We start from the raw sequence: 26,455 nt of genomic DNA on the forward strand, positions 1-26,455 counted from the left end.
GAATCGAGGGCGTACACGGACGCCGATCCCGGCCGCTCCGGGTGTCAGGGACGAGCGCGAAAGCGGGCCATGAAAGCAAGAATCCTGGTGGTGGACGACGACGCCGCGTTGTCCGAAATGATCAGCATCATCCTCGCGTCCGAGGACTTCGAGCCCGTCTACTGCTACGACGGCGCCCGCGCCCGGGACGTGTTCCGCGCCTCCGAACCGGACCTCATCCTCCTGGACCTCATGCTCCCCGGCATGGACGGGATCCAGGTGTGCCAGCAGATCCGCGCCGAGTCGGACATCCCGATCGTGATGCTCACCGCCAAGTCCGACACCGCGGACGTGGTGCGCGGGCTCGAGGCCGGCGCGGACGACTACGTCCCCAAGCCCTTCAAACCCGCCGAGCTCGTGGCCCGCGTCAAGGCGCGTCTGCGCCCTATGGACCGCGGGGCCACCCAGGAGATCACGCTCGGGGACATCGTGATCGACGTGACCGGGCACAGCGTGACCCGGGCCGGGCAGGAGATTTTCCTGACCCCGCTGGAGTTCGACCTGCTCGCGACCCTGGCGCGCTCGCCGCACCAGGTGTTCAGCCGGGACGAGCTGCTGCGTGACGTGTGGGGCTACCCCCACGCCGCGGACAACCGCCTGGTCAACGTGCACGTGCAGCGGTTGCGCTCCAAGGTGGAACGCGATCCGGAGAACCCGGAGGTGGTCCTCACGGTGCGCGGGATCGGCTACAAAGCCGGGGGACACGCGCATAAATGACGTCCGCCCCGGCGCGACCCGTGGCGCACAGCCCCGCCGAGCGGCGTCGACCCAAACGCTTCCGCAGGATCCGGCTGGGTCGGCGCACGCTCATCCGCCGCTGGCGGCAGTCCCTGCAGTTTCGCGCGATCGCCGTGGCGCTCACGCTCACGTCCGTGGCGTTCCTCGCCACGGGTAGCTTTCTGTCACACCAGATCGCGGACCGGTTGTTCACCGACCGCCTGGACCAGGTGCTCGAGGAGGCCCGCAGCGACATCCGCACCGCCCAGGCGAGCTTCGACGCCTCGGACGCCTCCGACCGCACCGAGGTCCAGGCGCTGATCAACTCCACGCTGGGCGGGCTGAGCCAGGACACGAGCACCACCGACCACCGCTGGATCCTGATCCCCCTGGACCAGGGCGCGGGGCAGTTGTTTGTGGGCGTGCAGACCGAGAGCGCGTGGATGACCTCTGCCACCGTGCCCCAACAACTGCAACGGCGCGTGGCCAATGGGGACGGCACGTACTGGCAACCGGCCTCGGTCCGCATGGCGGAGAACGAGCCGGAGAAACCGGTCATCGTGATCGGGGACGTAGTCCAGCTCAACCAGAACTCTCGCTACGGGTTGTACTTCGTCTACGATTTCTCGGACCCGCAGGCCACCCTGGACTCAATCCACGCGGTGCTGTTGCTGTCCATGGTCGCGCTGTTGCTGCTCGTGGGAACCATCGTGTGGTACGTGACCCGGGAAGTGGTGCGCCCGGTCTCGAGTACGGCGCGCGTGTCGCAGCGGTTGTCCGAGGGTGATCTGGACGTGCGCATGGAGGTCCACGGCAGCAACGAGGCCGCCCGGTTGAGCCGTTCGTTCAACCGCATGGCGGATTCCATCCAGGGGCAGATCACCCAGCTCGAACAACTCTCGTCCATGCAGCAGACATTTGTCTCGGACGTCTCCCACGAGCTGCGCACGCCCTTGACCACTGTGAAGATGGCCGCGGAGGTGCTCTACAATGCACGCGAGGACTTCGATCCCGTCAACCGGCGCTCCGCCGAGCTGCTGCACAACCAGGTGGACCGCTTCGACTCGTTGCTCTCGGACCTGCTCGAGATTTCACGGTTCGACGCCGGCGCTGCCCGCCTGGACATGGCGTCCACGGACATCTTCACCGTCATCTACGACGTCGTGGAGGCGTGCGCGCCGCTCGTGCTCGAAAGCGGTTCGGAGCTCACGGTGCGGTCCACCCTGACCCGCTGCGTGGTGCAGATGGACCAGCGGCGGATCGACCGGATCCTGCGCAATCTCGTGACCAACGCGCTCGAGCACGGGGAGAGCAAGCCCGTGGACATCTACGTGGGCGCCAACGAGAACTGTGTGTCCGTGGCGGTGCGCGACCACGGCATCGGGATGACCGAGGAGCAGACGACCAAGGTCTTCAACCGGTTCTGGCGCGGGGATCCCGCGCGCGCTCGCACGGTGGGCGGTACGGGCCTGGGGCTCGCGATCGCCACGGAGGACACGCGGTTGCACGGGGGCGCGCTCACGGTGTGGGCCGAACCCGACAATGGCGCGTGCTTCCGGCTCACCCTGCCCCTGCTGCGGAACCAGGTGCTGGATCCAGGGCAGCCCAATCCGCTGCCCATGCCACCCGTGGAACAGCACAGCGAATCCACCGCTCGGGTCACCGACACCGGTTCGTTGCAGCTCACTGCCCCGGCCGTGCGCCCGAGCGAGGACCGGGACACGGGCCAGCTGCTCATGGACTTTTCGGACGCCGACGTGGCCGCCGGGGAGCCAGCCGCGACGACGGATGCGAACGCCTCCGCACAAGAGCGCACGGGCTCGAGCGCCTCGCGACACCGTGATCGGACGGAGGAATCATGAATCCCGCAGACCACGATCGGACCCGTGATCGGGCGGATGCCATCCGGGCCGTCGGGGACACGCGCCGGGTGAGCGACGTCGTGTTCGGGACCACGCGGCGTCGGGCGCGGTACACGGGCCTGGTGTGCGCGATGGTTCTGGGCCTGACCCTCTCCGCGTGCGGGGCCATGCCGCGGTCCGGGCCCGTGCACAAGGTGATCGAGCCTACGGAGCAGACCCAGCAGTCCGCGATGCCCTTCAATCCCCAGGGGCCCCGGGTGGGGGCCACGGCCCAGGAGATTGTGGAGGGGTTCCTGGCGGCCGGGGTGGGCGCGCAGGACGACTACTCCGTGGCCCGCCAGTACCTCACACCGCAGCTCGCCGCGACCTGGAAGCCGGATACCCGCGTGCTCATCCACTCGGGCGAGCCCACCACGGTGCCGCGGCTCAACGACGGCGAATTCCGCACGAGCATGGAGGTCAGCGGGGAGCTCAGTGCCAGCGGCGTGCTCGCCAAGCAGCCCTCGGGCAGCACGCGCGTCCTGGATTTCGTGCTCACCTCGGTGGACGGGCAGTGGCGGATCTCCCGGGCGCCCGACGGCGTGGTGGTCCCGCAAGCGGACTTCGAGAAGATCTTTTCGCCCACCAACCTCTACTTCTACTCGGCTCAGGACAGCAAGTACCTCGTTCCGGATCCGCGGTGGTTCGCGACCCGCTCCACGACCTCCACGGCGGCGGTGCGCGCGCTCATGCGCGGGCCCGCCGCGTATCTGGGCAATGCCGTGACCAGTGCGATCCCGCAGGGTACCGCGCTGTCCCGTTCGGCCGTGCCGGTGTCCGGGGGGACCGCGGCGGTGGACCTCACGCTCGCGAGCTTCGACCCCGCGGAGGTGAACCAGGCACGCCGGATGGAACAACAGCTGCGGGCCACCCTGCGCACCATCCCGAACGTGGACGACGTCGAACTGCGGATCAACGACGCCCCGGTGGACACCTCCGGCGGCAGCGACAACGACCCGATCCAGGCCGTGACCGTCCCCAACCGGCAAATCGGGGTCTCCGACAACAAGCTCGCGTTCTACCAGGGCGGCCAGACCGAGCTGATCCCGGACCTCACGCTGCCAGAGGGCGTCACGCTCAGCAAACCGGGAATGGGCGTGGAGGCCGGGGCCTTCGGGTTTGTGGACAGCGCCGGTTCCACGGTCTACACCGTGTCCCCCGGACAGCAACCCCGGCAGCGGTGGTCCGGGTACAAGCCCACCCGGCCGAGTTTCGACAACCTGGGGTGGGTGTGGGGCGCGGACCGCTCCGGGACCGTCCGGGTCGTGCGGGCGTCCTCGGAGGGGCAGGGTGACACCGTGTCCGCCTCGTGGCTCGACGACCAGCACGTGGCGTCCCTGCGGATCTCCCGCGAGGGCAGCCGGGCGCTCGTGGTCACGACCGACGCCGCCGCGACGCGTTCCACCGTGTGGATCGCGGGCGTGGTGCGGGACGCCTCCGGCAGACCCACCGAACTCGCGAAGGGCAATGCCGTGGCCACGGACGTGGACGTGGACACCGCCCAGTGGATCGGCCCGGACGAGTTCGTGTCCAGTGCCCTGGACCAGGACACCAACGCGCAGCCCCGCCGGTACACGATCGCGGGCAAGGTGGACGAGCTGCCTGCCCTGACCGGGGTGACCTCCCTGGCCGGGGGCAACGGGTCCGCCGCGGTGTACGGCGCCTCGGACGGGCGGCTCTACATGCTCACGGGCAGTTCCTGGGCGCTGCAGAGCGAAGAGGTCACGGACACCGCGTTCGCGGGGTGAGCACCCGTTCCTGAGTGGATGCGCCGTGCGCTGCGCGCTGCACATGTCTGCCGTACCGGGGACGGACACCGTCCGCGCACCGTGAACTGGTGCCATGACCCGCTCCCGCCCCGTCGTTCCGTATCGCTCCTCGGCGGTGCCTCGTTCCGCGCTGTACGACGTCGCTCCGGGCAGTGGCACCGTCGGCGCACCGTGGCGTCGCCCGTCGGTTCTCGCGCGGTGGGACCGTCGGGCCGCGGTCGTCAGCGGGTGGTGCACGCAGGCCCTGGACCTGGTGTTACCGGTGTCGTGCGCGGTGTGTGCCGCCCCGGGCACCATACTGTGCCGTGCGTGTCGGATCGTGCTGCGCCGCGCCACGGCCCGGCCGCACCCGGTGATACCCCCGGCGGCGCTCGCCGCGTCCGGTGTGCGGGTCGTCGTCGCGGGGGAGTACGAGCACGAACTCGCCTCGTGCGTGCTGTCCTTCAAGAACGGCGGCCGTACCGATCTCGCTCCTGTACTCTCCGCCGTGCTCTCGGCAGCCCTGGCGACCGTGGCGCGCGAGCTCGGCGACGACAGGCCCACCCTGTACTGGGTGCCGGTGCCCACGAGCGCCCGCGCGCGGCGGCGTCGATGGTTCGATCCGGTCGCCACCCTGCTGCGCGGCGCGGCCCTGCCCCCGCGTTCGCACATCGCACCCGCCCTCACGCACCGCGCGGTGGCCGGGAGCGGCACCCAGAAGGGCCGCGGGAGGATCCAGCGCACCCGGGCGCTACGCGGGAGCCTGCGCGCCCGGGACATGTCGGGACTCACGTGCGTGGTCGTGGACGACGTGCTCACCACGGGCGCCACGGCCGCCGAGGCCGTCCGCGCCCTGACCGCGGCCGGGGCCAGGGTGCCCGCGGTCGTGACCCTCGCGGGGGTGCGCGTAGGGCGTTCACCGGGGGAGAACGCAGGATCATCGGATGTCGTCCTTCATGAATTTCCCCGTTGTTTCCTCTAGCGTTAGATCACGGGAAGCATTGAAGGTGTCCCGTGTGGGAGAGCAGCACATCCCGCGTCATCCCCAAGATGTGGAGGGTCTCATGGAACTGAACATCCTAGGCCGCAACGTCACCCTGCCGGACCGATTCAAGGAATACGTCGAGGAGAAGAGCGAGCGCTTCCAGCAGCTCGGCGATAAGGTCCAATCCATCGAGGTCAAGGTCACCAAGGAACACGCCGCCTCCGGCCACCAGGGCATGCGGGTGGAGATCACCGTTGTGGGGCGCGGGCCCCTGGTGCGCGCCGAATCGCGCAACGACGACAAGTTCGCGGCGTTCGACGAGGCCTACGCCAAGCTCGTGGAGCGGTTGCGTCGGGCGCGTGACCGCCGTAAGGTCCACCGCACCGGGCACCAGAGGCCCATCGCCGTGCACGAGGCCACGGGATCGCTGCCCGTGGACCCTTCGGGACCGACTCCCACGTATGCCAGCCAGGAAGAACTCGCGGCGGCCGAGGACGAGGCCTTCAGCACCGAGTACCCTCTGAGCGACCCCCCTACCCCCGTGGAGATCCGGCGCAAGCGCTTCCCCGCCCACGAGATCACCGTGGACGAGGCCGTGGACCGGATGGAGCTCGTGGGTCACGACTTCTTCCTGTTCGTGGACAAGGAGACCCAGGAACCCTCCGCCGTGTACCGCCGTAAGGGGTGGGAGTACGGGGTGATCAGTCTCAGCAATGACGGACGCTCCGGGGAGGAGAAGGCGCGGGCCTACCAGCCAGACACCGCGAACTCCGCGGCCTCCTGAGTATTCGCAGCACCGCACCGAGGACGGGCCCGCGACCACGTCGCGGGCCCGTCCCGTGCCCGGCGAGCGGGTAGCGGGAACCTGGTCGTTGCCCGTCCCGCGCCTGCCGAGTGGGCATCGGGGATTCGGCGGCTACCCGTCCGGGGGCCACCCGGTGCCCGGCGCGGTGGCACGCGGCCGGCGTCCAGCCTGGCTCACGTACACTGTTCGGCGGTGCACCCACTGTCCTGCCGGTGCCCACCATTGATCTCGGAGGAGCGAACACACGTGGCGTCATTCCTGGAAAAGGTTCTTCGCACTGGGGACAAGCGGGTCCTGAAGCGGCTGAGGACTTACGCCGACGCCGTCAACAGCCTCGAGGACAGTTACAAGGAACTCTCCGACGCCGAGCTGCGCGCCGAGACCGACTCGTTCCGGGAGCGCATCGAGGGCGGCGAATCCCTGGACCGGCTTCTTCCCGAGGCGTTCGCGGCCGTGCGGGAAGCGGCGTCCCGCACCCTGGGTCAGCGCCACTTCGACGTCCAGATCATGGGCGGTGCCGCTCTGCACCTGGGTTACATCGCGGAGATGAAGACCGGTGAGGGCAAGACCCTGGTGGCCACGGCGCCGGCCTACCTCAACGCGCTCGCGGGCAAGGGCGTGCACGTGGTCACGGTCAACGACTACCTCGCCGAGTACCAAGCCAACCTCATGGGCCGTGTCTACCGTTTCCTGGGGTTGGAGACCGGCGTGATCCTGAGCGGTCAGGACCCTGCGACCCGGCGTGAGCAGTACGCCGCGGACATCACCTACGGCACGAACAACGAGTTCGGCTTCGACTACCTCCGGGACAACATGGCCTGGTCCAAGGAGGAGCTCGTCCAGCGCGGGCACAACTTCGCGATCGTGGACGAAGTGGACTCCATTCTCATCGACGAGGCGCGGACCCCGCTCATCATCTCCGGACCGGCCTCCGGGGAGGCCAACCGGTGGTACCGCGAGTTCGCGACCGTCGTGCAGAAGCTCGACCCGGAGACCGACTACGAGGTCGACGAGAAGAAACGCACCGTGGGCGTGCTCGAACCGGGGATCGAGAAGATCGAGGACTGGCTCGGCATCGACAACCTTTACGAGTCCCAGAACACCCCGCTGATCGGGTTCCTCAACAACGCGATCAAGGCCAAGGAACTGTTCCGCGCGAACAAGGACTACATCGTCGCGGGTGGCGAGGTGAAGATCGTGGACGAGCACACCGGCCGAGTGCTGTCCGGGCGGCGCTACAACGAGGGCGTCCACCAGGCCATCGAGGCCAAAGAGGGCGTGGAGATCAAGCCCGAGAACCAGACGATGGCCACCATCACACTGCAGAACTACTTCCGTCTGTACGACAAGCTCTCGGGCATGACGGGTACGGCCCAGACCGAGGCGGCCGAGTTCATGAACACGTACGAGATTGGCGTCGTGGCCATCCCGCCGCACCGCGGCATCGCCCGCGAGGACAAGCGGGACGTGGTCTACAAGAACGAGGCCACCAAGTACGCCGCCGTGGTGCGGGACATCGAGGATCGCCACGAGAAGGGCCAGCCAGTCCTCGTGGGCACTGCGTCCGTGGAGAAATCGGAGTACCTCTCCCGTCTGCTGGCCAAGCGCGGTGTGCGCCACGAGGTGCTCAACGCCAAGAACCACGCGCGTGAGGCCGCGATCGTGGCCCAGGCCGGCCGCAAGGGCGCGGTCACCGTGGCCACCAACATGGCCGGTCGAGGCACCGACATCATGCTGGGTGGCAACGCCGAGTTCAACGCCGTGGAGAAAATGGCCGAACTCGGCCTGGACCCCGAACGCGATGCCGAGAAGTACGAGGCGCGGTGGCCCGACGTCCTCGCGGAATGCGAGGCCTCGACCAAGACGGAACACGAGGAGGTCCTCGAATCCGGGGGGCTCTACGTCCTGGGCACGGAGCGCCACGAGTCCCGCCGGATTGACAACCAGTTGCGCGGGCGGTCCGGTCGTCAGGGGGACCCGGGGGAATCTCGGTTCTACCTGTCCCTGTCGGACGACCTCATGCGCCTGTTCAACCCCGGTGCGGCGCAGCGCCTCATGGCGATCGCCCCGGACGACGTCCCCGTGACGGGTCGTTTGATCACCTCCGGTATCGCCAACGCGCAGAACCAGGTGGAGGGGCGCAACGCCGAGCAGCGCAAGAACGTGCTCAAGTACGACGACGTCCTGAACCGCCAGCGCGCCGTGATCTACCGGGATCGCAAGCGGATCCTCATGGGCGACGACATCGAAGATCAAATCCGGCAGTTCACGGACGAGGTCATCACATCGGTGATCACGGAGCACACCGGGACGGGTCACCCTGAGGACTGGGACCTGGACGCGCTGTGGACCGCGCTGCGGGCCATCTACCCCGTCTCCCTGACCCGCGACGAGGTCCTCGAGGAAGCGGGCGGCCGCCCGCGGTTGACCTCGGACTTCCTCCAGGAGCAGATCCTCTCGGACGCCGCGGTCACCTACAAGGAACGCGAGGACGAACTCGGTTCCGAGGCCATGCGCAACCTCGAGCGCCGGGTCCTGCTCTCGGTGATCGGTCAGCGCTGGCCCGAGCACCTCTACGAGATGGACTACCTCAAGGAGGGGATCGGGCTGCGCGCCATGGCCCAGCGCGATCCGCTCGTGGAGTACCAGCGCGAGGGCCACGCCATGTTCCAGGAGATGATGGCCGCCATCCGCGAGCAGACCGTGGTGACGCTGTTCAACCTGGAGGTCCGCAAGCAGCGCACCGGCGCGGACGGTGGTGCCGTGGAGCTCACGACGCCCCAGCGTCCCGCGTTCCTGCAGTACACCGCCCCGGACGAGGACGGCACGCCGAGCGCGGCCGTGGAGCCCGAGCCCCTGGTGTCCTCCGACGACGACGAGCCTGCGGCGGACACCGAGCCGGCGACGACGAACGGGGCCTCGGATGCCAACGGTGCCACCTCCGCTGGCGAGGGGGCCAACCGCGCCCAGCGTCGGGGGAAGTCCGCCAAGGCCGGCGGCAAGGCGAAGCGGGGCAAGCGGCGCTGAGGCCCGGCTGGACTCGGCGAGATCACCCGACCTCCAGATGGGTGACCCGCCACTGCCGCGCGATCCGCTCGATCCGTAACGCCACGGCGCGCGCCCGGGTGGATTCCTCCACCACGAGGGATGCCTCGTAGCACCCGGGGGCTGGGCTGCACACCCGGATCCGCCGGATCCGGGCGGCGCGGTGCACCTCGAACACGGCGCGCCGGTCCGGGCACTGTTCCTGCACGAGCTTGAGCATGGCCGCGCGCTGGGTGAAGCGTTCCACGACCTCAGGCTCCGTCCACCGGGACAGTTGGTTCGCCGGGCGGGTGCCCGCGAGGATCTCCACCGCGGCTTGCCCGATGCTGCGGGCGATCGCGCCGACCCGCTCCATCTCGTTCTTGCCCGTGAGGGCCGCCACCGTGCGGTCCTGGCGCCACGTGTAACCGCCCGCGGGAGTGCGGGGTGCTGATTCGGGGACGGCGATGCTCATGGTGTGCTCCTCGGTGACGAAGGGTGGGCCGGACGGCCCGGGGACGATGGAGAGAGGTTGTGGCCCGCCGCGAGGCGAGTTCCCGACGGTGTTCCGGGGCCCGCGTGGGTCGCGGGCGGATCCTGAAGTGGCCGTGTTTGGAGTAATGGATCCCAGGGCGGACCTGCCTGGGGTAGACCTATCCGGTGCAGCGCTCCTCGTGCGGTGTGCCCGCCGCATCGAGCAGGTGGGGCGGAACGCGTAACTGGTCCCCGGGGCGGATCAGATCCCCCTGGTGCGCCACGGCGTTCAGCTCGAGCCACGCCGGGAGGTTGTGGCACACGGTGGCGTCCGTGGCCCCCGGCCCCAGCAATTGTTCGGTGAGGCCCCACAGGGTGTCCCCGGCCATCACGGTGAGGACGCCGTTGGAGACGCGTTGCCCAGCGGGCGGGTTGGCCGGCTCGAGCATCGAGGTCGGGGCCTCCGGGGCCCGTACAGGAGCGGCCGTGGATTCGGGGGTCGCTTCCGGGCCGCTCGTCTGCGCTCCGGGTGCGGTGTCGGGAACAGCTTCCTGAACGGATTCCGGTGCGGGGGCGGAGGGCTCCGCGAGCTGCTCGGTACCGGCGGTGGCCGGGGCCCAGAAGGGGTCGAGGGCGGCGTCGTCGGCGTGGGCGGGCGCCACGACCACGAGCTGCACGCCCACGAGGGCGACCGCGGTGCGCGCGACCAGGGTGGGCGTGAGGCGCGTGGCCCACCGCTCCAGGCCGTGCCAGCGCAGTCGCCGGGCCGCCCGGGCGAGGGCGAGCATCACCAGTCCACCGACCCACCACCCGGCCACGGCGAGGCACGCACCCGCCGCGATCACCGCGACCAACAGGTCGGGGTCTTGAGCGGATCCTGTGGCGCGCAGAGTCTGCGCATATCCGAGGCCCAGAACCCCCAGCGCCCCGGCCAGCACGGGGACGCCGAGCCACGCGACGGCCAAGCGGGTGTCGGTGGAAGGTGCCGATCGATGGATGGTAGACATCTTTGCCTCCGAATATTGCCGTTTGATGCCGTTTGACATTTCTAGATCATTCAACGGCCTCGGTCGGCTGTCAATCATCGTTGCAATTGCATTCATGTCGGCATGACATCCGACGCGGAGCCGGCCCCTGCACGCCGTAGCGTGACCTCAGGACCCCGAGACCCAAGGACGGTGGCGGATGCGCTGGGACGACCTCTTCGAGGACATGGAGGCCCAACTCGAGCAGGCCAGGGTGCGGCTCGTGGAGCAGGAGGCCGTGGAGACCGCGCGGGCGGAGCTGTCACGACTCACGCTGCTCGAGCGGCTCGCGGCGCACCGCGGCGGCCCCGTGCGGCTGCGCCCAGCGCGCGGTGACACCCTGGAGGGAGAGCTCGCGGACGTGGGCTCCGGCTGGGTCGTGGTGCGCGAGCGGCACCTCCAGCACCTGGTCCCACTGCACAGCGTGGTGTGGTGGGAGGGACTACCGCGTCGCTTCGAGGTGCTCCCGGAACATTCGACCATCCGCAGGCTCGGCATGGGCCACGTCCTGCGCGCCCTCAGCACCGCGCGCGTGCACGTGCGGGTCGTGCTGCAGGACGAATCCCGTCACGGGGAGATCGAGGGCACGGTGGACGCCGTGGGTCAGGACTTCTTCGACGTCGCGGTGCACCCGCAGGACCAGTTCCGCCGACGCAGCTCGGTCACCGCGGTGCGCACGGTGGGGTTCCATGCCGTGGCGCTGGTCTCGTCCCTCGATGCGGGGTGAGTCGCCCGGCGTCCCAAGGGTGTGTCAGTGCAGGGTGCCCTCACGCACCGCTTGCTCGGTGCGCTCGTAGCCCTGTTGGATGTACTCCTCCAGCTTGACCGTCTCCACGCGCCACTGCCCCCGGCCGCCCACCTGGATCGCGGGAAGCTCCCCCGAACGCACCATGGCACGCGCTTGCGGGACGGAGATCGAGAGGATCTCGGCGACGTCCGCGAGTGTGAGGAATCGCTGCTGGGACATTCCGGTCCATCACTTTCTTAGGTGCCGTTGCATGCTGTTTCATCGGGGTTCGCTCGTCATTGTCCCACGTGAGGGGGTAGGCGGCGGGTTATCAACAGGTCCTGGGCGGAATGAACACGTGGCCACCTCCGTCCACAGGTCGTTCGTCACACTTCCCAGCGCGGTGTGCGACGCGGCACACTCGGGTGCAGCCGGCGGGGGCCGGCGCATCACGAAAGGATGTCAGCATGGGGAGCACCGCGGCGCTCGAGCGCTCGGGACGGTCCACGGCCGCACGATTCCGCAAACCGTCCTGGCGGGATCCGCGGCTGCTCGTGGGGCTGCTGTTGGTCCTGCTCTCCGTGCTGGGGGTGATCCTGCTGGTCGCCACGGCCAACCGTACCCAGCCGTACTACGTCGCGGCCAACGACCTCTCCGTGGGGCAACGGATCACGCGGGAGGACCTGGGCACGGTGGACGCACACCTGCAGGATTCCTCCGCGCAGTACGTCCCGGACGGGCAACTGCGGGAGAACGCGGTGGTGACCCAGCGCGTGGCGCGCGGGCAACTCGTGCCGACTGCGGCGGTGGGCACCGCGGACGAGCTCGACCGCACACCCGTGGGGGTCGCCCTGACCACCCCCATGCCGGCCCAAGCGGAGGCGGGGTCCCACGTGGACGTGTGGGTGGCCGAGCCCAAACCCACGGGGCGCGGGTACGGGGCGCCCGAGAAACTCGTCACGGGCGCGGAAATCGCGCGCGTGGACACCAAGGACACGGCGCTTGGCGGTAACGCCTCGGCCACGGTCTACGTGCTCGTCACGCAGGCCCAGGTGGGTCCGCTCGTGGACGCACTCGGCAACGACGCCAAGGTGACCCTGGTGCTCAACACGGCGGGTTCCGGCTCGTGAGTATCTCAGTGGTGACGCTCGGGACGAGCACGTGGCCGCTCGTGGACCGGCTCGAACGGTTGCACGGGGACGTCACGGTGGTGCGGCGCTGTCTGGACCTCGCCGAGCTGCTCGCATGCGCCCACACCCGCATGGCCCACGTGGCGCTCGTCGCGGAGGGCGCCGAGGAGCTCACCGCGAGCCTGCTCGATCAACTCGAGACCGACGACCTGCGGGTCCTGGTGGTCGAGGGACACGACGAGTCCCGCGTGCAGCGTCTGGGTGTCGGCAGCGTGCCCCCGGACGCCACCGGGGAGGAGCTGGCCCGGATCATCACCCGCGCGATGCTCGGTCCCGCACGCTCGCCGTCGTCGGTGCGGGAGGACGGCGCTGCGGCGCCGGGCGAACGCCCGGCACCCGAGCGTGAAGCGGCGTCGGGAGGAACGTCGTCAAAGGGAATGGCATCGAAGGCAGCGGTATCGAACAGCGCGGCGGCGACTGATGCACCCGCGGACGGGCCGACGTCGCGCGAAGGAGCAGCCGGGCGAGCCGCGGGCCGAGCAGTCGCGAAGTCCGCATCCTCCCCGGACAGCACCCATGGGGAAGGGCACATCGGCCCCGACGCCGCCGGACTCGGCTCGGGGGCTGCCGTACCCGGTGGGTCATCCGGCGATCCCGCGACGGCGCACGACCTCGATGACTCAGACGCCCTCGACCATGTCGAAGCCTGCCGGGTGATCGCCGTGTGGGGACCGATGGGAGCGCCCGGCCGCACGGTCACCTCGCTCAATCTCGCCGCCGAACTTGCCCTGCTCGGGCGGCGTGTGCTGCTCGTAGACGCGGACACCTACGCCGCCTCGGTCGCGGCGAGCCTCGGGATGCTGGACGAAGCCGCGGGGCTGGCGCAGGCGTGCCGGCTCGCCGATCAGGCGCGGCTGGACCGGGAGGGATTGCGACGCTGCGCGAGCACGGTGTCCGTCGCGGGCGCCTCGCTGGACGTCCTGACCGGGATCACCCGCTACGACCGCTGGCCCGAGATCCGGGGTTCCGCCCTGGACCTCGTGATCGACCGTGCCCGGAAGGACTACGACGCCGTGGTCGTGGACACCGCCTCCGGCCTCGAGTCCGACGAGGAGATCAGTTCCGACTTCATGGCCCCGCGGCGCAATGCCGGGACGCTGACCGCGGTCGCGGCCGCGGACGTGGTGATAGCACTCGGCGCAGCGGACACCCTCGGCGTACCGCGGCTCGTCAAGGCTCTGCCGGACCTGTTGGACGCGGCACCGGACGCGTGGATCGTCGTCGTCATGAACAAACTGCGCGCCGCCGCCACCGGTCGCTCCGCGGCCGAGTCCGTGCGGGAGGCCTGGGAGCGCTTCTCGCCCGGGCACCCCGTGGCCCACACCCTCTCGTGGGACGCCAAAGCGTGCGACGACGCCCTGCTCGCCGGTGCTGTGCTCTCGGAGACAGCGCCACGCAGCACGCTACGTCACGAGATGAGTGGGCTCGCGGAGCTCGTGCGGCGGATGCGTGAGCCCGATGCACACGAGGGCGCGGCAGAACCCGTGGGTGCGGGAGCGGGCCCGGCGGGGACTAGGCTGGGGCGTCGGATGGGCGCGTGGTTGCGCCGCGGTTGAGCATCGGAAAGCGAGCGTTCCATGGCCTTCACGGATCCGTTGCGATCTGTCCCGGACTTCGACGCCGGGGACGCCGAGTGGCTGCACCTGCTCGTGGGGGACTGGCAGATGGTCGCGGACCTGGGCTTCGGGGACCTGCTGTTGTGCTTCCCCGCGGACGTGATCCCCGCCGCCGAGAGCCCCACGGGGGATCCGATCCCGGGTGAGGGCAGCGAGTTCCTCGTGTTGGCGCACGCCCGGCCCACCACGGGACCCACCGCTTACCAGAAAGACATGGTGGGGGAGGTCGTGGGTGGCGAGGCTGCGTTCACACTGCGCAGGGCGTGGGTGGACCGGCAGATCGAACGGGCCGGTCCGTCCGAGTGGTCGAGCCTCGCGTCGCGGTCGGTCACCCTCGTGCCGCTCGTGCGCAACAACCGCACGATCGCCGTCCTCAGTCTCACCGCGGACCCCCAGCACGACCGCTTGCCGTCCCGCATGGAACTCGTGTACCACGAGCTGGCTTCGGCCCTGCTGCGCATGGCGAACCAGGGGACGTGGCCGGATTTCGCGGTGCGCACCGATTCCCGCCGGGGCGCCCCGCGCGTGGGCGACGGCATGATGCGGCTCAACGCCGAGGGGACCGTCGAGTTCTGTTCCCCCAACGGTCTGTCCACGTTCCGGCGGCTGGGTCTGGCGGGGGACATCACGGGGCAGAACCTGTTGCATGTGGCACGCCAGTTGCCCCTGACCGCCCCGGGCGTGGACGAGACCCTGGCGCCCGTGCTCGCGGGGACCATGCCGTGGCGCGCGGAACTGGCCACCGGAAAGGCCTCCGCCACGCTGCGTGCGATCCCGCTGCGGGAGGGCCCAGAACGCACCGGGGCGCTGTTGCTGTGCCGGGACGTCACGGAACTGCGGCGCCGCGACCTGCAGCTCGTGTCCAAGGACGCGACGATCCGGGAGATCCACCACCGGGTCAAGAACAACCTGCAGACGGTCTCCGCCCTCCTGCGCCTGCAGTCCCGGCGCATGCATTCCGACGAGGGACGCAACGGCCTGCAGCAGGCCATGCGGCGCGTGAGTGCGATCGCGCGCGTGCACGAGTCCCTGTCCCACGAGATCTCGGAGGACGTGGACTTCGACGACCTCATCCGCCACCAGGTCAAACTCGCGGTGGAGACCGCCTCCGCGGGCCAGCACGTGCGCACCCGGGTCAGCGGCCGGTTCGGGCGGTTGCCGTCCAAGAGTGCGACGTCCGTGGCCCTCGTGGTCAACGAGATCGTGGCCAACGCCGTGGAGCACGGGCTCAAGGACCGGGACGGCACCGTGGAACTCGCGGTGACGCACCGGCAGGACGAGGTCACGGACGCGGGAGAGAGGTACCGCGTCGTCGAGATCGCGATCAACGACGACGGGCGCGGCATGGGGGACGCCGTGATCGAGGAATCCGGTGTGGACGCCTACCGCCCACCCGCGGAGGGCGAGGGACTCGGGATGCAGATCGTGCGCACGCTAGTGGCCGGTGAGCTGCAGGGCGGCATCCGGTGGCAACCCGCTGACGGGGGTGGGACGAGCGTGATCATCACCGCCCGGTTCCCGCGGGCGACGTCCGGGCGCTCCTGACACGCCCAGCCGGCCGCGGACGACGGCGGCCCGTGACCCGCTCGTGGGAGCAGGTCACGGGCCGCCGTGGGGAACGGACTCAGGAGGCGCGGCGGGCGCGGGCGGCGCGGCGCTTCAACGCACGCCGTTCGTCCTCGCTCATACCGCCCCACACACCGGCGTCCTGACCGGATTCGAGGGCCCACTGCAGGCACGTGTCCATGACCTCGCACGTGCGGCACACGGCCTTGGCTTCCTCGATCTGCAACAGGGCGGGGCCGGTGTTGCCCACCGGGAAGAACAGTTCGGGATCCTTTTCGAGGCAAGCTGCGCGACTACGCCAATCCATGACGGCACGGCTCCTTTCGGGTTCGTGGGTGCGGGCCCGTGCGCATCCCAAGCAATGCGGCAGCGAGCCGCGTCGCGGATTTCCGGGGGGAATGACACACAGAAAAGGCCCGTGAATGTCGGGCCCTGGGGATTCTGCCCATTATTTTCCCACGTAAACACACAGTAAACAAGGGTGTGAGCGCTATATCACATCCCAAGGCGCCCCTCGCAACGATTGCCGCCGGATGTCCGTGCGCGAGGCCGGCCCCTGTACCGGCGGCTGGGACCCACTGATGAGACGGACCCGTGGGACCGGTTGCTCGGGCCGCTGCCCGCGCGGCCGACGGCCGGCATCGGTGGCCGGGACCGAGTGTTCGGACCGGTTTCCCGAATGAGCCGTCGGCACCGACAGGTGGCATCGGTCTCCGGCATCAGCGGACGGGGCAGGTTCCCGGCATCCGTCACCGACCGCGGGCCGATGCGGTCACTACAGTGGGAGTGCTCCCGTTCCCGCCGAAAGGTTTTCCGCATGGCCGCCCCGGATCGTCGTACCGCCCCCGGAGCCGCGAGCTCCCGGCCCTGGACCGCATCCGTGATCACCGTGCTGGTGGCGTTGGAGGGCGCGGCATTGCTCGCGGTTGCCGTGGGCCTGGTCGTCTCCCTGTTCTCCGTGCATGTTCTACCCATCGCGGGGATCATCTTCGCGACCGTCGTGCTCGCCGCGGGTGCGTTGTGGCTCGGCGCGGCGGCCCGCGGGACCTGGCGAGGTTTACGCTGGCCGCGCGCCGCGGTCCTGGTGTCTCAGGCGTTCTTGTTGATCGTCGGACTGTCCTTCCTGCAGCTCACCATGGGCTTCTGGGGGATCGTGGTCGCGGCGATCGCGGTGGTCACCGTCCTGTGCTTGTTCGCACCGCGCACCGTCGCCTGGATGCATCGCACCCACGACGACGTCGCTCGCTGACCTCGCGGGACCTCCCGCGGAGCACGCCGGGACCTCAGGCACCGATGCCCGCGCGAGCCGGCAGTGATAGCGTCCACCGCAACGGCCCCCGGGTGACCGGACGGTTGCGGGGCGTGGCCCGCCGAACGGGGCCGAGCGTCGTCGTACCTCTCACCCTGTGACCGCCTGCGCGGGCGCGGGCAGCTGCACCGGTTCCGCGAGGCCGCGGTGCACCCAGACCGCGCGGCCGGGCGGCCCGCCCAGCGCAAGGCCCGTGAGGGACACGCCGAACACGTCACCGTCGAACACCCGCCGTGGTCGAACCAGGAGCGTGTCCGCGTGCTGGCGCCACGCGAGTAGCGGGGGAAAGGTCCCCGCGAGCGCATCCGTGAGGCGCACGCCCACGATCATCCGTACCCCGGGCTGGGCCCAGGCGGTGGCTGAGCTGCCCGCCGCCTGGTGGGACTCGACCGGGGAAGCATGCGCGGACCACGCGGTGGCCAGTGCCCGGAGGACATCGGAGGTGAGGTGGTCCGCGTCGTCGATCACGATCGTGGCCGACCGATCAGCTGACCTGGCGGCGTGCAGGAGCTCCTCGGCCTCGGCTGCGGTGCTGGGTGAGCCGGCGAATACGAGATGTCCAGGCCCGCCGTCTCCGGATGCGCGTGCGGCCAACCCGGAACGGGCGGCGTCGAGGAACGTGGATCGCCCCGACCGCGCCGGGCCGGCGACGATCAGGGTCGAACCGGGACCCCACGGGTGAACGGCGCATTGCCCGTCCCGCGTGACACCCAGCACCAAGCCGGCCACGGACCGATCGGGGACATGCCACACGGTGGGCAAGGGGAAGGACGTGGGCCACGGGTTCGCCGTCTGGTGCGTCGGGCCGTCGGTGCGCCGTGCGTCCGGGGAATCCTGGGACGCGGCGGCGAGTGCACCCGCAGGTTCATCGGGCCGTGGCGGGACGAGCCGGACATCCCGGAGGTCCGTGGGCACGGTGGGCCCGGGCGGGGCACTGTGGGCGACCGCGGGCGCGTCGGGTCCGAGCCCCCCGGCGAGCTGGACGACCGCGAGGTGCCCCGAAGAATCTTCCGCGCCCCACGGCGTGCAGCGGGCGGCCATCGGGCCCGCGAGGGCGGCTCGCTCGGGATGCGGCGTGAACGGGGGCAGGCGGGGCCACTGCACGAGGGCGTCGTTGCTCTGTCCTTGTGGGAAGTACAAGCGGTTGGAGCCGAGGTGGGACGCGCGTCCCGCAACCAGTGCGCGATCTCCCGCGACCACGCAGGACAACCCTCGGGACGCACCCGTGGCCATGAGGGACACCAGCTCGTCCTCCAGGTACGCCCACGTGCTCGCACGCAGGACCTGGCAACAGCGATCCCAGTCGTCGACGGCGAGGACGGCGCGTGACGGGGGGTCCCTGGGAACGGTGGACGCGTGCTCGAGACCCTCGTGGAGTTGTCGCACCAGGTGGGCCACGTCCCCGGGCTGGTCCGCACGGGCGCAGCCGCGGACAGCGGGGTGCAGGGGCCGACCGTTCGCCGTGGTGAGCCCCTCCACGGCCTGGCCCGAGGCGGTGAGGACGTACACCGCCACCCCCGTGTGTGCCTGGTCCGTGGCGGTCGGGATCCGGATGTGGGCGCAGCGCCGCAGTACGTCGCGCAATCCCTTGCGCGTGGCCTCGGGGCGTCCGATCAGCAACAGTGGCCCGTCCTGCCACGGGTGCCACGAGACCCGCCCGCACCAGTGGGCCGCCGGATTCTCCGCAGCACCCAGATCCACCTCGTCACCGTCGGTGCGCACCGCGGGCACGTGGCGGGGCAGGGGCGGTGGGACAGCGGCGTCGGCGGGAACGTGAGACGATGCCATATCAGCGGAGGTGGGCGGCGGATACCCGTGCCAGGCGCGGGAGACGTCGCGCACCGCGGCGGTGACCCCGGCTTCCCGCTCCGAGGACGCGGTGAGGCGGACGTGCCCGGTTCCCGCGGCGGGCGGGCTCGGAAGGGGACCGGGATCGAAACGAAGCACCAGGGGCTCGGGCCGCGGTGGGATCATGCGGGTCAGGACCGCCGCCTGCACCTCCACGGGCGGGCCGTCCCCGCGGTCCAGGAACCCGCGGCCCGGGATGCCCGGGGCGATGCGGGCCGCCGCGGCGGTTCCGAGTACGTCCATCGACTCCTGATCACTGCGCACCCGCAGACACAGTGCCTGGGTGATGTTGGCGCGCACGTCCGCGCTCAGTGCACCCTGGGGACGCTGGGTCGCGAGCACGAGGTGCACACCGAGGGAACGGCCCACCGCGGCAATCACCGCGAGCTGTTGCCCCGCATCCGGGAAGGCATCCGTGAGCATCCTGGCCTCGTCCACCACGACCACGAGCTCCCGTAGGGGAAGTGCACCGCTCGCGGCGCACCGTAGCTGCGCCATATCACTGAGCCCGAGGGAGCACAGGACCCGCTCGCGGCGCTGCACCTCGGAGCGTAGGAAGGCCAGGGCGCGGCGGACCTCGTCGGGTCCCAGGTCCGTGAGCAGGGTTGTGACGTGCGGTAGCCCCGTCAGTGGGGCCAGGGCCGCCCCGCCCTTGAAATCGATGAACACGAATTCCAGGCGCTCGGGTGGGAATGCGTGTGCGAGCGCCGTGACGAGGGTGCGCAGCACTTCCGACTTCCCGCATCCCGTGGTGCCCGCGACGAGCAGGTGCGGGTTCTCGTCGTCGAGCCGGACGACCTCCGGCCCCGCGGATGACACGCCGAACACCGCGGCCAGCGCTGCGTTCGACGTCGCGGGCTGGGGACGAGCGGCGGACCCGCCACGGCACGTGCCGACGAGCGAGGTGGAGGTCGGACCGAGGTGCGCGGCCACCAGCTCGTGCGAGCCCACGCGGCGAGGCAGTGGCCCACCGTGAGCGCCTCCCGCGGCTCGTCGCCACGCGCGGATCGCCGCCTCTGCGGTGTCGAAGGTCACGGTGTCCGGCGTGAACCCGAGGTGCGTCCCGCGCCCGGTCTCCGCAAGCCCCGGAACGGCATGGACCACTCGGCTGCTGAGCCGCAGGCCGTCCGGTCCCGCGGTGACGACGGTGTCCCCGGGGGCACCCTCCGGGTCTGCCGTCACGATGATGCGAAGCGTCCCGGGCGTGGCCGGCGCGGTGGCGGCCCAAGCCGGTGTCACGACCTCCAGCGCGACGTCCCGGTCCGGTGAAGAGGCCGTGGGATTCTCGCGGGGTGCTGCGAGCAGATCGTGGGCCACGGGCGGGCGCCACGTGATGCCCGGGGAGACGCGCAATGCGGCGAGCGCCGCGGGCCCCGTGAACAACTGCACGGCCAGGGCATGGAGAACACCCTCCGCGCGTTCCCGGTCGAGAACCAGGGTCAGGCTGCCGATCTCCGCCAGATCCAGTAACACGGGAGCGTGGGAATGGAATGCCGCGCGAGGCGCCGTCGCACGGTCACCGACGATGTGCGCGGACCGTGCCGCGTGACCCAGCCGGACCCACCGACGTGTCCGCTCAGCAGGGGCGCCGATCCGTCCGGGCGTTGTGGCGTCATGGGACAGTGCGGTGGCCGGGCGGGGTCCGCCGCCGTCACTCTGGGACGGGCTGCGCACCGCCCGGCCGCGCGCCACGATCTCCGCGGCCGACGGCGCCGCCTTCTCACAGCGGCGCAGGTCCCGTTGGAGTGCCGCGGCCAGGCGACGTCGATGATCGCGCCGCGCGCCGCGCTCGCCGAACCAACCCACCGCGGACGTGACCGCACCAAGGGCACTGAAGACCAGGAAGAACCACCAGTGGGTGACCACCGCGATACCGATCCCGGCCAGGAGGGGGAGCAGACCCGTGATCAGGGCGATCCGGGACCTCCCGACCGCGGGGGAGTCCACACGCAAGAGGTGGGCCGGATCCGCCTCCTGGGCGGTGAATCCTGCCGGGGGCACCGCCGGATCCGGCCAGGCCAGGTCCTCGGTGTGCGCCGGGGGGAACGAGACCCGCAGGGTGCACGCGCGACCGTCCGCCCGCACGCGGACCCGGTCGCCGTGCCGCAGTGCTGCGCCTCCCGGGAGCACCCGCAGGCCCACGTCATCCATGATCAGGGTCGGGTGGGCGGGGTCTTTCCGTAGCTGCGACGCGGGGAGTGATCGTGGCTCGTGGGGCGTGAGGGCGAGCTGATGCGTTCCGCGGGCCAGCGGGAGGCGCGTTCCCACCCCGACGCCCTCCACGGCCACGAGATACGCGGTCTCCTGTGAATCCGCGAGCGGCACGACCGGGGATGGGGGACCCGGCGTCGAGGCCCGATCGGGCCCGGCCGGCACGTCCGCGTCGTCGTGAGTCCGTGTCTCCGGGGTCAGGACCACCGTGGCACCATCCGTCAGGGGCGGGGTGCCCACGCGCGCGGCCGCGAGATCGACGCCCGAGACCATGGCGGTGCACGGCGTCCCCAGGAGTCGGGCGAGTTCGGCGCGCAGGTCCGCCCCGCGCGCACCCGATGCGGCGGTGAGGTGCGCGGTGTGGACCACGCCGGAACCGGCCCACGTGATCCGGAGACTCAACTGCATGACAGCACTTCACCCGCTGGTGACCGCCCGCGGCGAGGACACGTCCCGCCGTGTGGATCCGCGCGGCGCGGGGGAGTACAAGGGCTCGCTCGTGCAGTGGGCTTACCGCGGGCCGATCTTCCCACCGAACGCCCATGCACGTGCCGTGGACGCGGTCCGGATTGGGGCGTGAATCATGAGACAGTAAAGGCCATGAGACCCCGCAAGGTTGTCATCGTCAGCCGAATCTTCCTCCCCGAACCGGCAGCCGCGTCCTTCCGTCTGGCCGCCCTGGCCAGGGGCTTCGCCGCCGAGGGGGCCGACGTCACGGTCCTGACCACGAACCCGCCCCGCGCCATGGCTGCGGCCACCGTGGACGAGCCGTACCGCATCGTGCGGGTCCCCGTTCTGCGGGACAGCGAGGACTACGTCCGCGGCGTGGCCCAGTACCTGAGTTTCGACGTCCAGGCCTTCGCCCGCCTCCTCACCATGAACGCGGACATCGTGGTGAGCGAACCACCCCCCACCACGGGACTCGCGGTGTGGCTGTCGAGTGCACTGCGGCGTCGTCCGTACATCTGGTACAACCCGGACGTGTGGACCTCCGCGACCCTGAACATGGACGTCCCCTCGGTGGTGACGCAGCTGATGCGCGTTGCGGAGACCGTGTCCGCCCGGCGCGCCGGCGGTGTGATCACGGTGTCCGAGTCGATGGGCGAGGAACTGCGCCGCGTGACCGGGGTCGGGCGGGACAAGATGTTCCTCGCCGAGAACGGGATCGACACCGACACCTTCACCGCGGACGGCCCCGCCGAACCGTGGGACGGACCGTATTTCGTGTACGCGGGGTCCGTGTCCGAATGGCAGGGTATGGACATCTTCATCGAGGCGCTCGCCCGGATCCTGCCGCGCCACCCCGGGGTGACCCTGCACGTCCTGGGGCGCGGGTCGGACCTCACCCGCGTCCAGGAGGTCGCCGCGCGGCTGGCCCCGGACAACGTCGTGTTCCACGGCGTGCAGCCCCCGGCGCGCACCGCGGCGTTCCTGCGGGGTGCCGTGGCCGCCCTCGCCTCCGTCATCCCGCACACCGGGTACGACTTCTCCAAGCCCACCAAGCTCTACGCGGCCGCCGCGTGCGGCACACCGTCCATCTACGCCGGGGTGGGCGCGGGTGCCCGCCTCGTGTCCGAGAACCGGTTGGGAACGCCCGTGGAGTTCACCCCCGATGCGGTCGCGGACGCCATGGAACGCGCGCTCGACGACGCCCGCTCGGGTGAGCGCGAGGGCGCGCGTGAGCGCCGTCGGACGTGGGCCCGGGAGAACGCGTCGCTCGCGGCGTCGGGGCGAGCCGCCGCCGCGTGGGTGCTCAGCGGTTTCACCCGGGACGCCCGCTGAACGCGGAGCGCGCGCCTCGCTGTCATCCCGGTGCGGTGGTGCGTGAACCCCGCCGTCCTCCGAGCTGCGGCGCCGTCGCGGAAGCGGCCGAGCGGCGTCGCACCCCGCGCACGACGCCGCCGTGTGACGGCGCTCACGAGGCGCGGCGCTGTGCGGGTCACACAGGGCGCACGGGGTGGTGTCCGGTATTTTTAGGCCAGACGATGTCCGTGCATGAATCGCGGAAGATGCTAGGAGAAACACATGAACACTGATCTGGTGGTCGTGGGCTCGGGTCTGTTCGGTTTGACCGTGGCGGAACGAGCGGCGCGAGAAATGGGTCTGAAGGTCACCATGATCGACCGGCGTTCCCACCTGGGCGGCAACGCCTACAGCGAGAACGAGGAGCGGACCGGGATCGAGGTGCACCGCTACGGGGCCCACCTCTTCCACACCTCGAACGAGCGCGTGTGGGAGTACGTGAACCGCTTCACCGCGTTCACGAACTACGTGCACCGGGTGTACACCCGGCACAAGGGGGAGGTGTTCCCCATGCCCATCAACCTGGGCACGATCAACCAGTTCTTCCGCGCGGCGTACTCCCCGGGGGAGGCACGCGATCTGATCCGCGAGCAGGCCGGTGAACTGGCGGGCACGGATCCGCAGAACCTCAACGACAAGGGCATCCAGCTGATCGGGCGTCCGCTGTACGAGGCGTTCATCAAGCACTACACCGGCAAGCAGTGGCAGACCGATCCGAAGGACCTGCCCGCGTCCATCATCTCCCGGCTGCCCGTGCGCTACACGTACGACAACCGCTACTTCAACGACACCCACGAGGGTCTGCCCGTGGACGGGTACACCGCGTGGCTCGAGCGCATGGCGGACCATCCGAACATCGACGTGCGCCTGGGCACCGACTTCTTCGACTACTCCCAGGAGTTCTCCAAGTCGAACGTGGTGGGCCAGGTCCCCGTGGTCTACACGGGCCCGGTGGACCGGTACTTCGACTACGCCCAGGGCGACCTCTCGTGGCGCACGATCGATCTGGAGGAGGAGGTCCTGGACATCGAGGACTTCCAGGGCACCTCGGTGATGAACTACCCGGACGAGGACGTCCCGTTCACGCGCATCCACGAGTTCCGCCACTTCCACCCGGAGCGTGACTACACCAAGGACGCGACCGTGATCATGCGGGAGTTCTCGCGTTTCGCCGAGAAGGGCGACGAGCCCTACTATCCCGTGAACACGCAGGCGGACCGCGAGAAGCTGCTCGCGTACCGGGATCTGGCCAAGGGGGAGTCGTCGGTATTGTTCGGCGGCCGCTTAGGCACGTACAAGTACCTGGACATGCACATGGCCATCGGCTCGGCATTGTCCATGGTGGACAACAAGATCGCACCGCATTTCACCTCCGGTGCGCCCCTGAGCAGCGGAGGAGTGGACGAGTGAGCAGCGAACGCGTGGAACAGGCCAACCAGCCCGAACCGCAGACCACGGACGACCAGGAGTACCTGGCCAAGATCAACACGGAGCCCAGCACGGCGGAGGACCTGCGGGAGGTGGCCCGGGTCGTGTTCCCCGCGAACAAGGACTTGGACGCCCTGCCGCTGTACATCGACGGTCCCATCAACCGGGACGGCCCGTCCTCGGCCGGCGCCGACACCGCCAACCAGCACCCGGACGACATCCTCTCGCGCCGTTCGGTGCGGATCCGGGCCGGGCGACGCGTCTCGTTCGGCTCCTACTTCAACGCGTTCCCAGCGTCCTACTGGCGCCGCTGGACCGTGGCCGAGTCCGTGGTGCTGCGTGTGCGCACTACGGGTGCCGGATCGCTCATCGTGTACCGCACGAACGCTCGCGGGGTCGCGCAGCGTGTTGAGGACCGCCGGGTCAGCGGGAGCACCACGTGCGAGTTCGAGCTCACGCTGGCCCCGTTCGGTGACGGCGGCTGGTACTGGTTCGACCTGATCGCGGACGAGGAGGGCATGGTCCTGGACGCGGCGTCCTGGCTCGTGCCGTCCCAGGGCCGCCCGGTGGGTCGGGTGACCCTGGGCGTGACCACGTTCAACCGCCCGGACTACTGCGTCAACACGATCAAGACCATTGCCGAGGCGGACGGTCTGGATGAGGTCCTCGACGAGCTGATCATCGTGGACCAGGGCAACAAGCTGGTCCAGGACGAACCCGACTTCCCGCAGGCCGAGCAGGCCATGCGCGGGAAGCTGCGGATGATCCGGCAGGGGAACATGGGCGGTTCCGGTGGTTTCGCCCGGAACATGTACGAGATCGTGCGCGGCCGGGACACCCCGAACGGCGTGGAGAAGTCCGACTACGTCCTGATCCTGGACGACGACATCCTGCTCGAGTCCGAGGGCGTGCTGCGGGCCACCGCGTTCGCGGACATGTGCCACACCCCGTCCATCGTGGGCGGGCACATGTTCGACATGTACAACAAGCCCCTGCTCAACGCGTACGCGGAGGTCGTGAACCCCTACCGGTTCTTGTGGGGTCCCATCGACGGCCTGGGTGGCGTGGACTTCGCCGAGCGCGGTCTGCGTTCGCGCCCCCAGCTGCACCGGCGCTGGGACGCCGACTACAACGGCTGGTGGATGTGTTTGATCCCCCGCGTGGTCCTCGAGGACATCGGGCTGTCCCTACCCGTGTTTATCAAGTGGGACGACTCCGAGTACTCGCTGCGCGCCAAGGCCGCCGGCTACCCGACCATCTCCCTGCCGGGTGCGGCCGTGTGGCATGTGTCGTGGGCGGACAAGGATGACGCCGTGGACTGGCAGGCGTACTTCCACGAGCGCAACCGCTTGATCGCGGCCCTGCTGCACTCGCCGTTCGCCAAGGGCGGGCGGATGCTGCGCGAGTCCCTGACCACGGATACCAAGCACGTGGTGTCCATGCAGTACTACCCGGCCAAGTCCGTGTTGCTCGCGATCCAGGACGTCCTGGACGGCCCGGACGGGCTGCACGCCATGCTGCCCACCCGCATGCCCGAGATCCGCGCCATGAAGGACGAGTACTCGGACGCGCGCGTGGTCAAGGACCCGGCCACTCTGCCGCCGGTCCGGCGCAAGAAGCCCCCGCGCACCATGGGGGCTCCCAAGTCTCCGACCAAGGCGCAGCTGATCCCGTGGGCGGTGCGCACCGTGCTCAAGCAGACGCTGCGCCCCGTGCGGGACATGGCCAAGGAGTACCCGGAGGCCAGCGTGGCGCACATGGACAGCCACTGGTCCTACCTGGCGTCCCTGGACTCGGCGATCGTCTCCAACGCGGACGGCACCGGGGCGTCCTGGTACCGCCGGGATCCCGCGCAGGTCCGTGAGCTCATGGTGGAGAGCGTCAAGCTCCACGCCGAGTTGCTCTCCCGGTGGGACGCGCTGAGCGAGCAGTACCGCGCCGCCCTCCCGGAGATCACCTCGGTGGACGCGTGGGCGCGGACTTTTGCGGAGAACGGCCCCGCGCAGTAATTTGGCCCCTGCACGACGCCGCACGCAGAC

The 26,455-nt window shown here is 70.1% G+C and carries 20 protein-coding genes; 15 read left to right on the top strand and 5 right to left on the bottom strand.

The window, feature by feature from the left end:
• Window positions 1-69: 69 nt before the first annotated feature.
• The 6 genes from mtrA to secA all read left to right on the top strand — a co-directional run bounded on the left by mtrA (window position 70) and on the right by secA (window position 9,222).
• Entirely contained in the window at window positions 70-756 is a 687-nt protein-coding gene (gene mtrA, locus HBK84_RS04655; RefSeq protein WP_085107621.1) for an MtrAB system response regulator MtrA, read from the top strand.
• Window positions 753-2,618 carry an MtrAB system histidine kinase MtrB gene (gene mtrB, locus HBK84_RS04660; RefSeq protein WP_167318318.1) on the top strand — a complete coding sequence of 622 codons (1,866 nt, stop codon included), beginning with the start codon at window positions 753-755 and terminating at the stop codon, window positions 2,616-2,618. Before mtrA ends, mtrB begins: the two co-directional genes overlap by 4 nt.
• On the top strand, window positions 2,615-4,405 hold the full coding sequence (locus HBK84_RS04665) for an LpqB family beta-propeller domain-containing protein (RefSeq protein ID WP_240919104.1): 1,791 nt from the start codon (window positions 2,615-2,617) through the stop codon (window positions 4,403-4,405). The genes mtrB and HBK84_RS04665 overlap by 4 nt, the downstream gene beginning before the upstream one ends.
• 94 nt (window positions 4,406-4,499) lie before the next feature.
• Window positions 4,500-5,387 carry a ComF family protein gene (locus tag HBK84_RS04670; RefSeq protein ID WP_167318319.1) on the top strand — a complete coding sequence of 296 codons (888 nt, stop codon included), beginning with the start codon at window positions 4,500-4,502 and terminating at the stop codon, window positions 5,385-5,387.
• Window positions 5,388-5,469: 82 nt separating this feature from the next.
• Window positions 5,470-6,174 carry a ribosome hibernation-promoting factor, HPF/YfiA family gene (gene hpf, locus HBK84_RS04675; protein ID WP_085107617.1) on the top strand — a complete coding sequence of 235 codons (705 nt, stop codon included), beginning with the start codon at window positions 5,470-5,472 and terminating at the stop codon, window positions 6,172-6,174.
• Between the two features lie 267 nt (window positions 6,175-6,441).
• On the top strand, window positions 6,442-9,222 hold the full coding sequence (gene secA / locus HBK84_RS04680) for a preprotein translocase subunit SecA (protein ID WP_167318320.1): 2,781 nt from the start codon (window positions 6,442-6,444) through the stop codon (window positions 9,220-9,222).
• Window positions 9,223-9,244: 22 nt separating this feature from the next.
• Here secA and HBK84_RS04685 read toward each other — a convergent pair whose 3' ends face one another.
• Together HBK84_RS04685 and HBK84_RS04690 are read right to left on the bottom strand one after the other, a co-directional pair.
• On the bottom strand, window positions 9,245-9,694 hold the full coding sequence (locus HBK84_RS04685; protein WP_131332632.1) for an Rv3235 family protein: 450 nt from the start codon (window positions 9,692-9,694) through the stop codon (window positions 9,245-9,247).
• A gap of 178 nt (window positions 9,695-9,872) precedes the next feature.
• Window positions 9,873-10,700, bottom strand: a complete 828-nt coding sequence (locus HBK84_RS04690) for a LysM peptidoglycan-binding domain-containing protein (protein WP_167318321.1) — start codon at window positions 10,698-10,700, stop codon at window positions 9,873-9,875.
• 178 nt (window positions 10,701-10,878) lie between these two features.
• Here HBK84_RS04690 and HBK84_RS04695 point away from each other — a divergent pair, with 178 nt between their 5' ends.
• Window positions 10,879-11,445, top strand: a complete 567-nt coding sequence (locus tag HBK84_RS04695; RefSeq protein ID WP_167318322.1) for a hypothetical protein — start codon at window positions 10,879-10,881, stop codon at window positions 11,443-11,445.
• Between the two features lie 24 nt (window positions 11,446-11,469).
• On the opposite strand, the gene HBK84_RS04700 is transcribed toward HBK84_RS04695, so the two are convergent.
• Window positions 11,470-11,685, bottom strand: a complete 216-nt coding sequence (locus HBK84_RS04700; protein ID WP_085107605.1) for a helix-turn-helix domain-containing protein — start codon at window positions 11,683-11,685, stop codon at window positions 11,470-11,472.
• A gap of 227 nt (window positions 11,686-11,912) precedes the next feature.
• On the opposite strand from HBK84_RS04700, the gene HBK84_RS04705 reads away from it, so the two are divergent.
• From HBK84_RS04705 to HBK84_RS04715, 3 genes are read left to right on the top strand one after another with little or no spacing between them, the layout of a single operon-like run.
• Window positions 11,913-12,575, top strand: a complete 663-nt coding sequence (locus HBK84_RS04705; protein WP_167318323.1) for an SAF domain-containing protein — start codon at window positions 11,913-11,915, stop codon at window positions 12,573-12,575.
• Complete coding sequence (locus tag HBK84_RS04710; protein ID WP_167318324.1) at window positions 12,572-14,191, top strand: AAA family ATPase; 1,620 nt, start codon at window positions 12,572-12,574, stop codon at window positions 14,189-14,191. The genes HBK84_RS04705 and HBK84_RS04710 overlap by 4 nt, the downstream gene beginning before the upstream one ends.
• 21 nt (window positions 14,192-14,212) lie before the next feature.
• A complete protein-coding gene (locus HBK84_RS04715; RefSeq protein ID WP_167318325.1) occupies window positions 14,213-15,796 on the top strand; it encodes a sensor histidine kinase in 1,584 nt (527 codons plus the stop codon).
• A gap of 79 nt (window positions 15,797-15,875) precedes the next feature.
• Here the strand turns inward: HBK84_RS04715 and HBK84_RS04720 are convergent, their stop codons facing one another.
• Window positions 15,876-16,124: a WhiB family transcriptional regulator gene (locus HBK84_RS04720; RefSeq protein ID WP_019309413.1), complete on the bottom strand. Its 249-nt coding sequence runs from the start codon at window positions 16,122-16,124 to the stop codon at window positions 15,876-15,878.
• 510 nt (window positions 16,125-16,634) lie between these two features.
• On the opposite strand from HBK84_RS04720, the gene HBK84_RS04725 reads away from it, so the two are divergent.
• Complete coding sequence (locus HBK84_RS04725; protein ID WP_098053980.1) at window positions 16,635-17,066, top strand: hypothetical protein; 432 nt, start codon at window positions 16,635-16,637, stop codon at window positions 17,064-17,066.
• A 150-nt stretch (window positions 17,067-17,216) separates the two neighbouring features.
• On the opposite strand, the gene HBK84_RS04730 is transcribed toward HBK84_RS04725, so the two are convergent.
• On the bottom strand, window positions 17,217-21,593 hold the full coding sequence (locus HBK84_RS04730; RefSeq protein ID WP_167318326.1) for an FtsK/SpoIIIE domain-containing protein: 4,377 nt from the start codon (window positions 21,591-21,593) through the stop codon (window positions 17,217-17,219).
• Between HBK84_RS04730 and HBK84_RS04735 the strand changes: the two genes are divergently transcribed.
• The 4 genes from HBK84_RS04735 to HBK84_RS04750 all read left to right on the top strand — a co-directional run bounded on the left by HBK84_RS04735 (window position 21,592) and on the right by HBK84_RS04750 (window position 26,425).
• Window positions 21,592-21,765 carry a hypothetical protein gene (locus tag HBK84_RS04735; RefSeq protein ID WP_159450051.1) on the top strand — a complete coding sequence of 58 codons (174 nt, stop codon included), beginning with the start codon at window positions 21,592-21,594 and terminating at the stop codon, window positions 21,763-21,765. The two genes, HBK84_RS04730 and HBK84_RS04735, sit on opposite strands and share 2 nt — an antisense overlap.
• Before the next feature lie 20 nt (window positions 21,766-21,785).
• On the top strand, window positions 21,786-22,967 hold the full coding sequence (locus HBK84_RS04740) for a glycosyltransferase family 4 protein (protein WP_167318327.1): 1,182 nt from the start codon (window positions 21,786-21,788) through the stop codon (window positions 22,965-22,967).
• Between the two features lie 243 nt (window positions 22,968-23,210).
• Window positions 23,211-24,398, top strand: a complete 1,188-nt coding sequence (glf, locus tag HBK84_RS04745; RefSeq protein ID WP_167318328.1) for a UDP-galactopyranose mutase — start codon at window positions 23,211-23,213, stop codon at window positions 24,396-24,398.
• Window positions 24,395-26,425: a glycosyltransferase gene (locus HBK84_RS04750; RefSeq protein WP_167318329.1), complete on the top strand. Its 2,031-nt coding sequence runs from the start codon at window positions 24,395-24,397 to the stop codon at window positions 26,423-26,425. Before glf ends, HBK84_RS04750 begins: the two co-directional genes overlap by 4 nt.
• Window positions 26,426-26,455: the final 30 nt, after the last annotated feature.

The sequence above is a fragment of the Kocuria sp. KD4 genome, assembly GCF_011769905.1.
Lineage (GTDB): Bacteria > Actinomycetota > Actinomycetes > Actinomycetales > Micrococcaceae > Kocuria > Kocuria marina.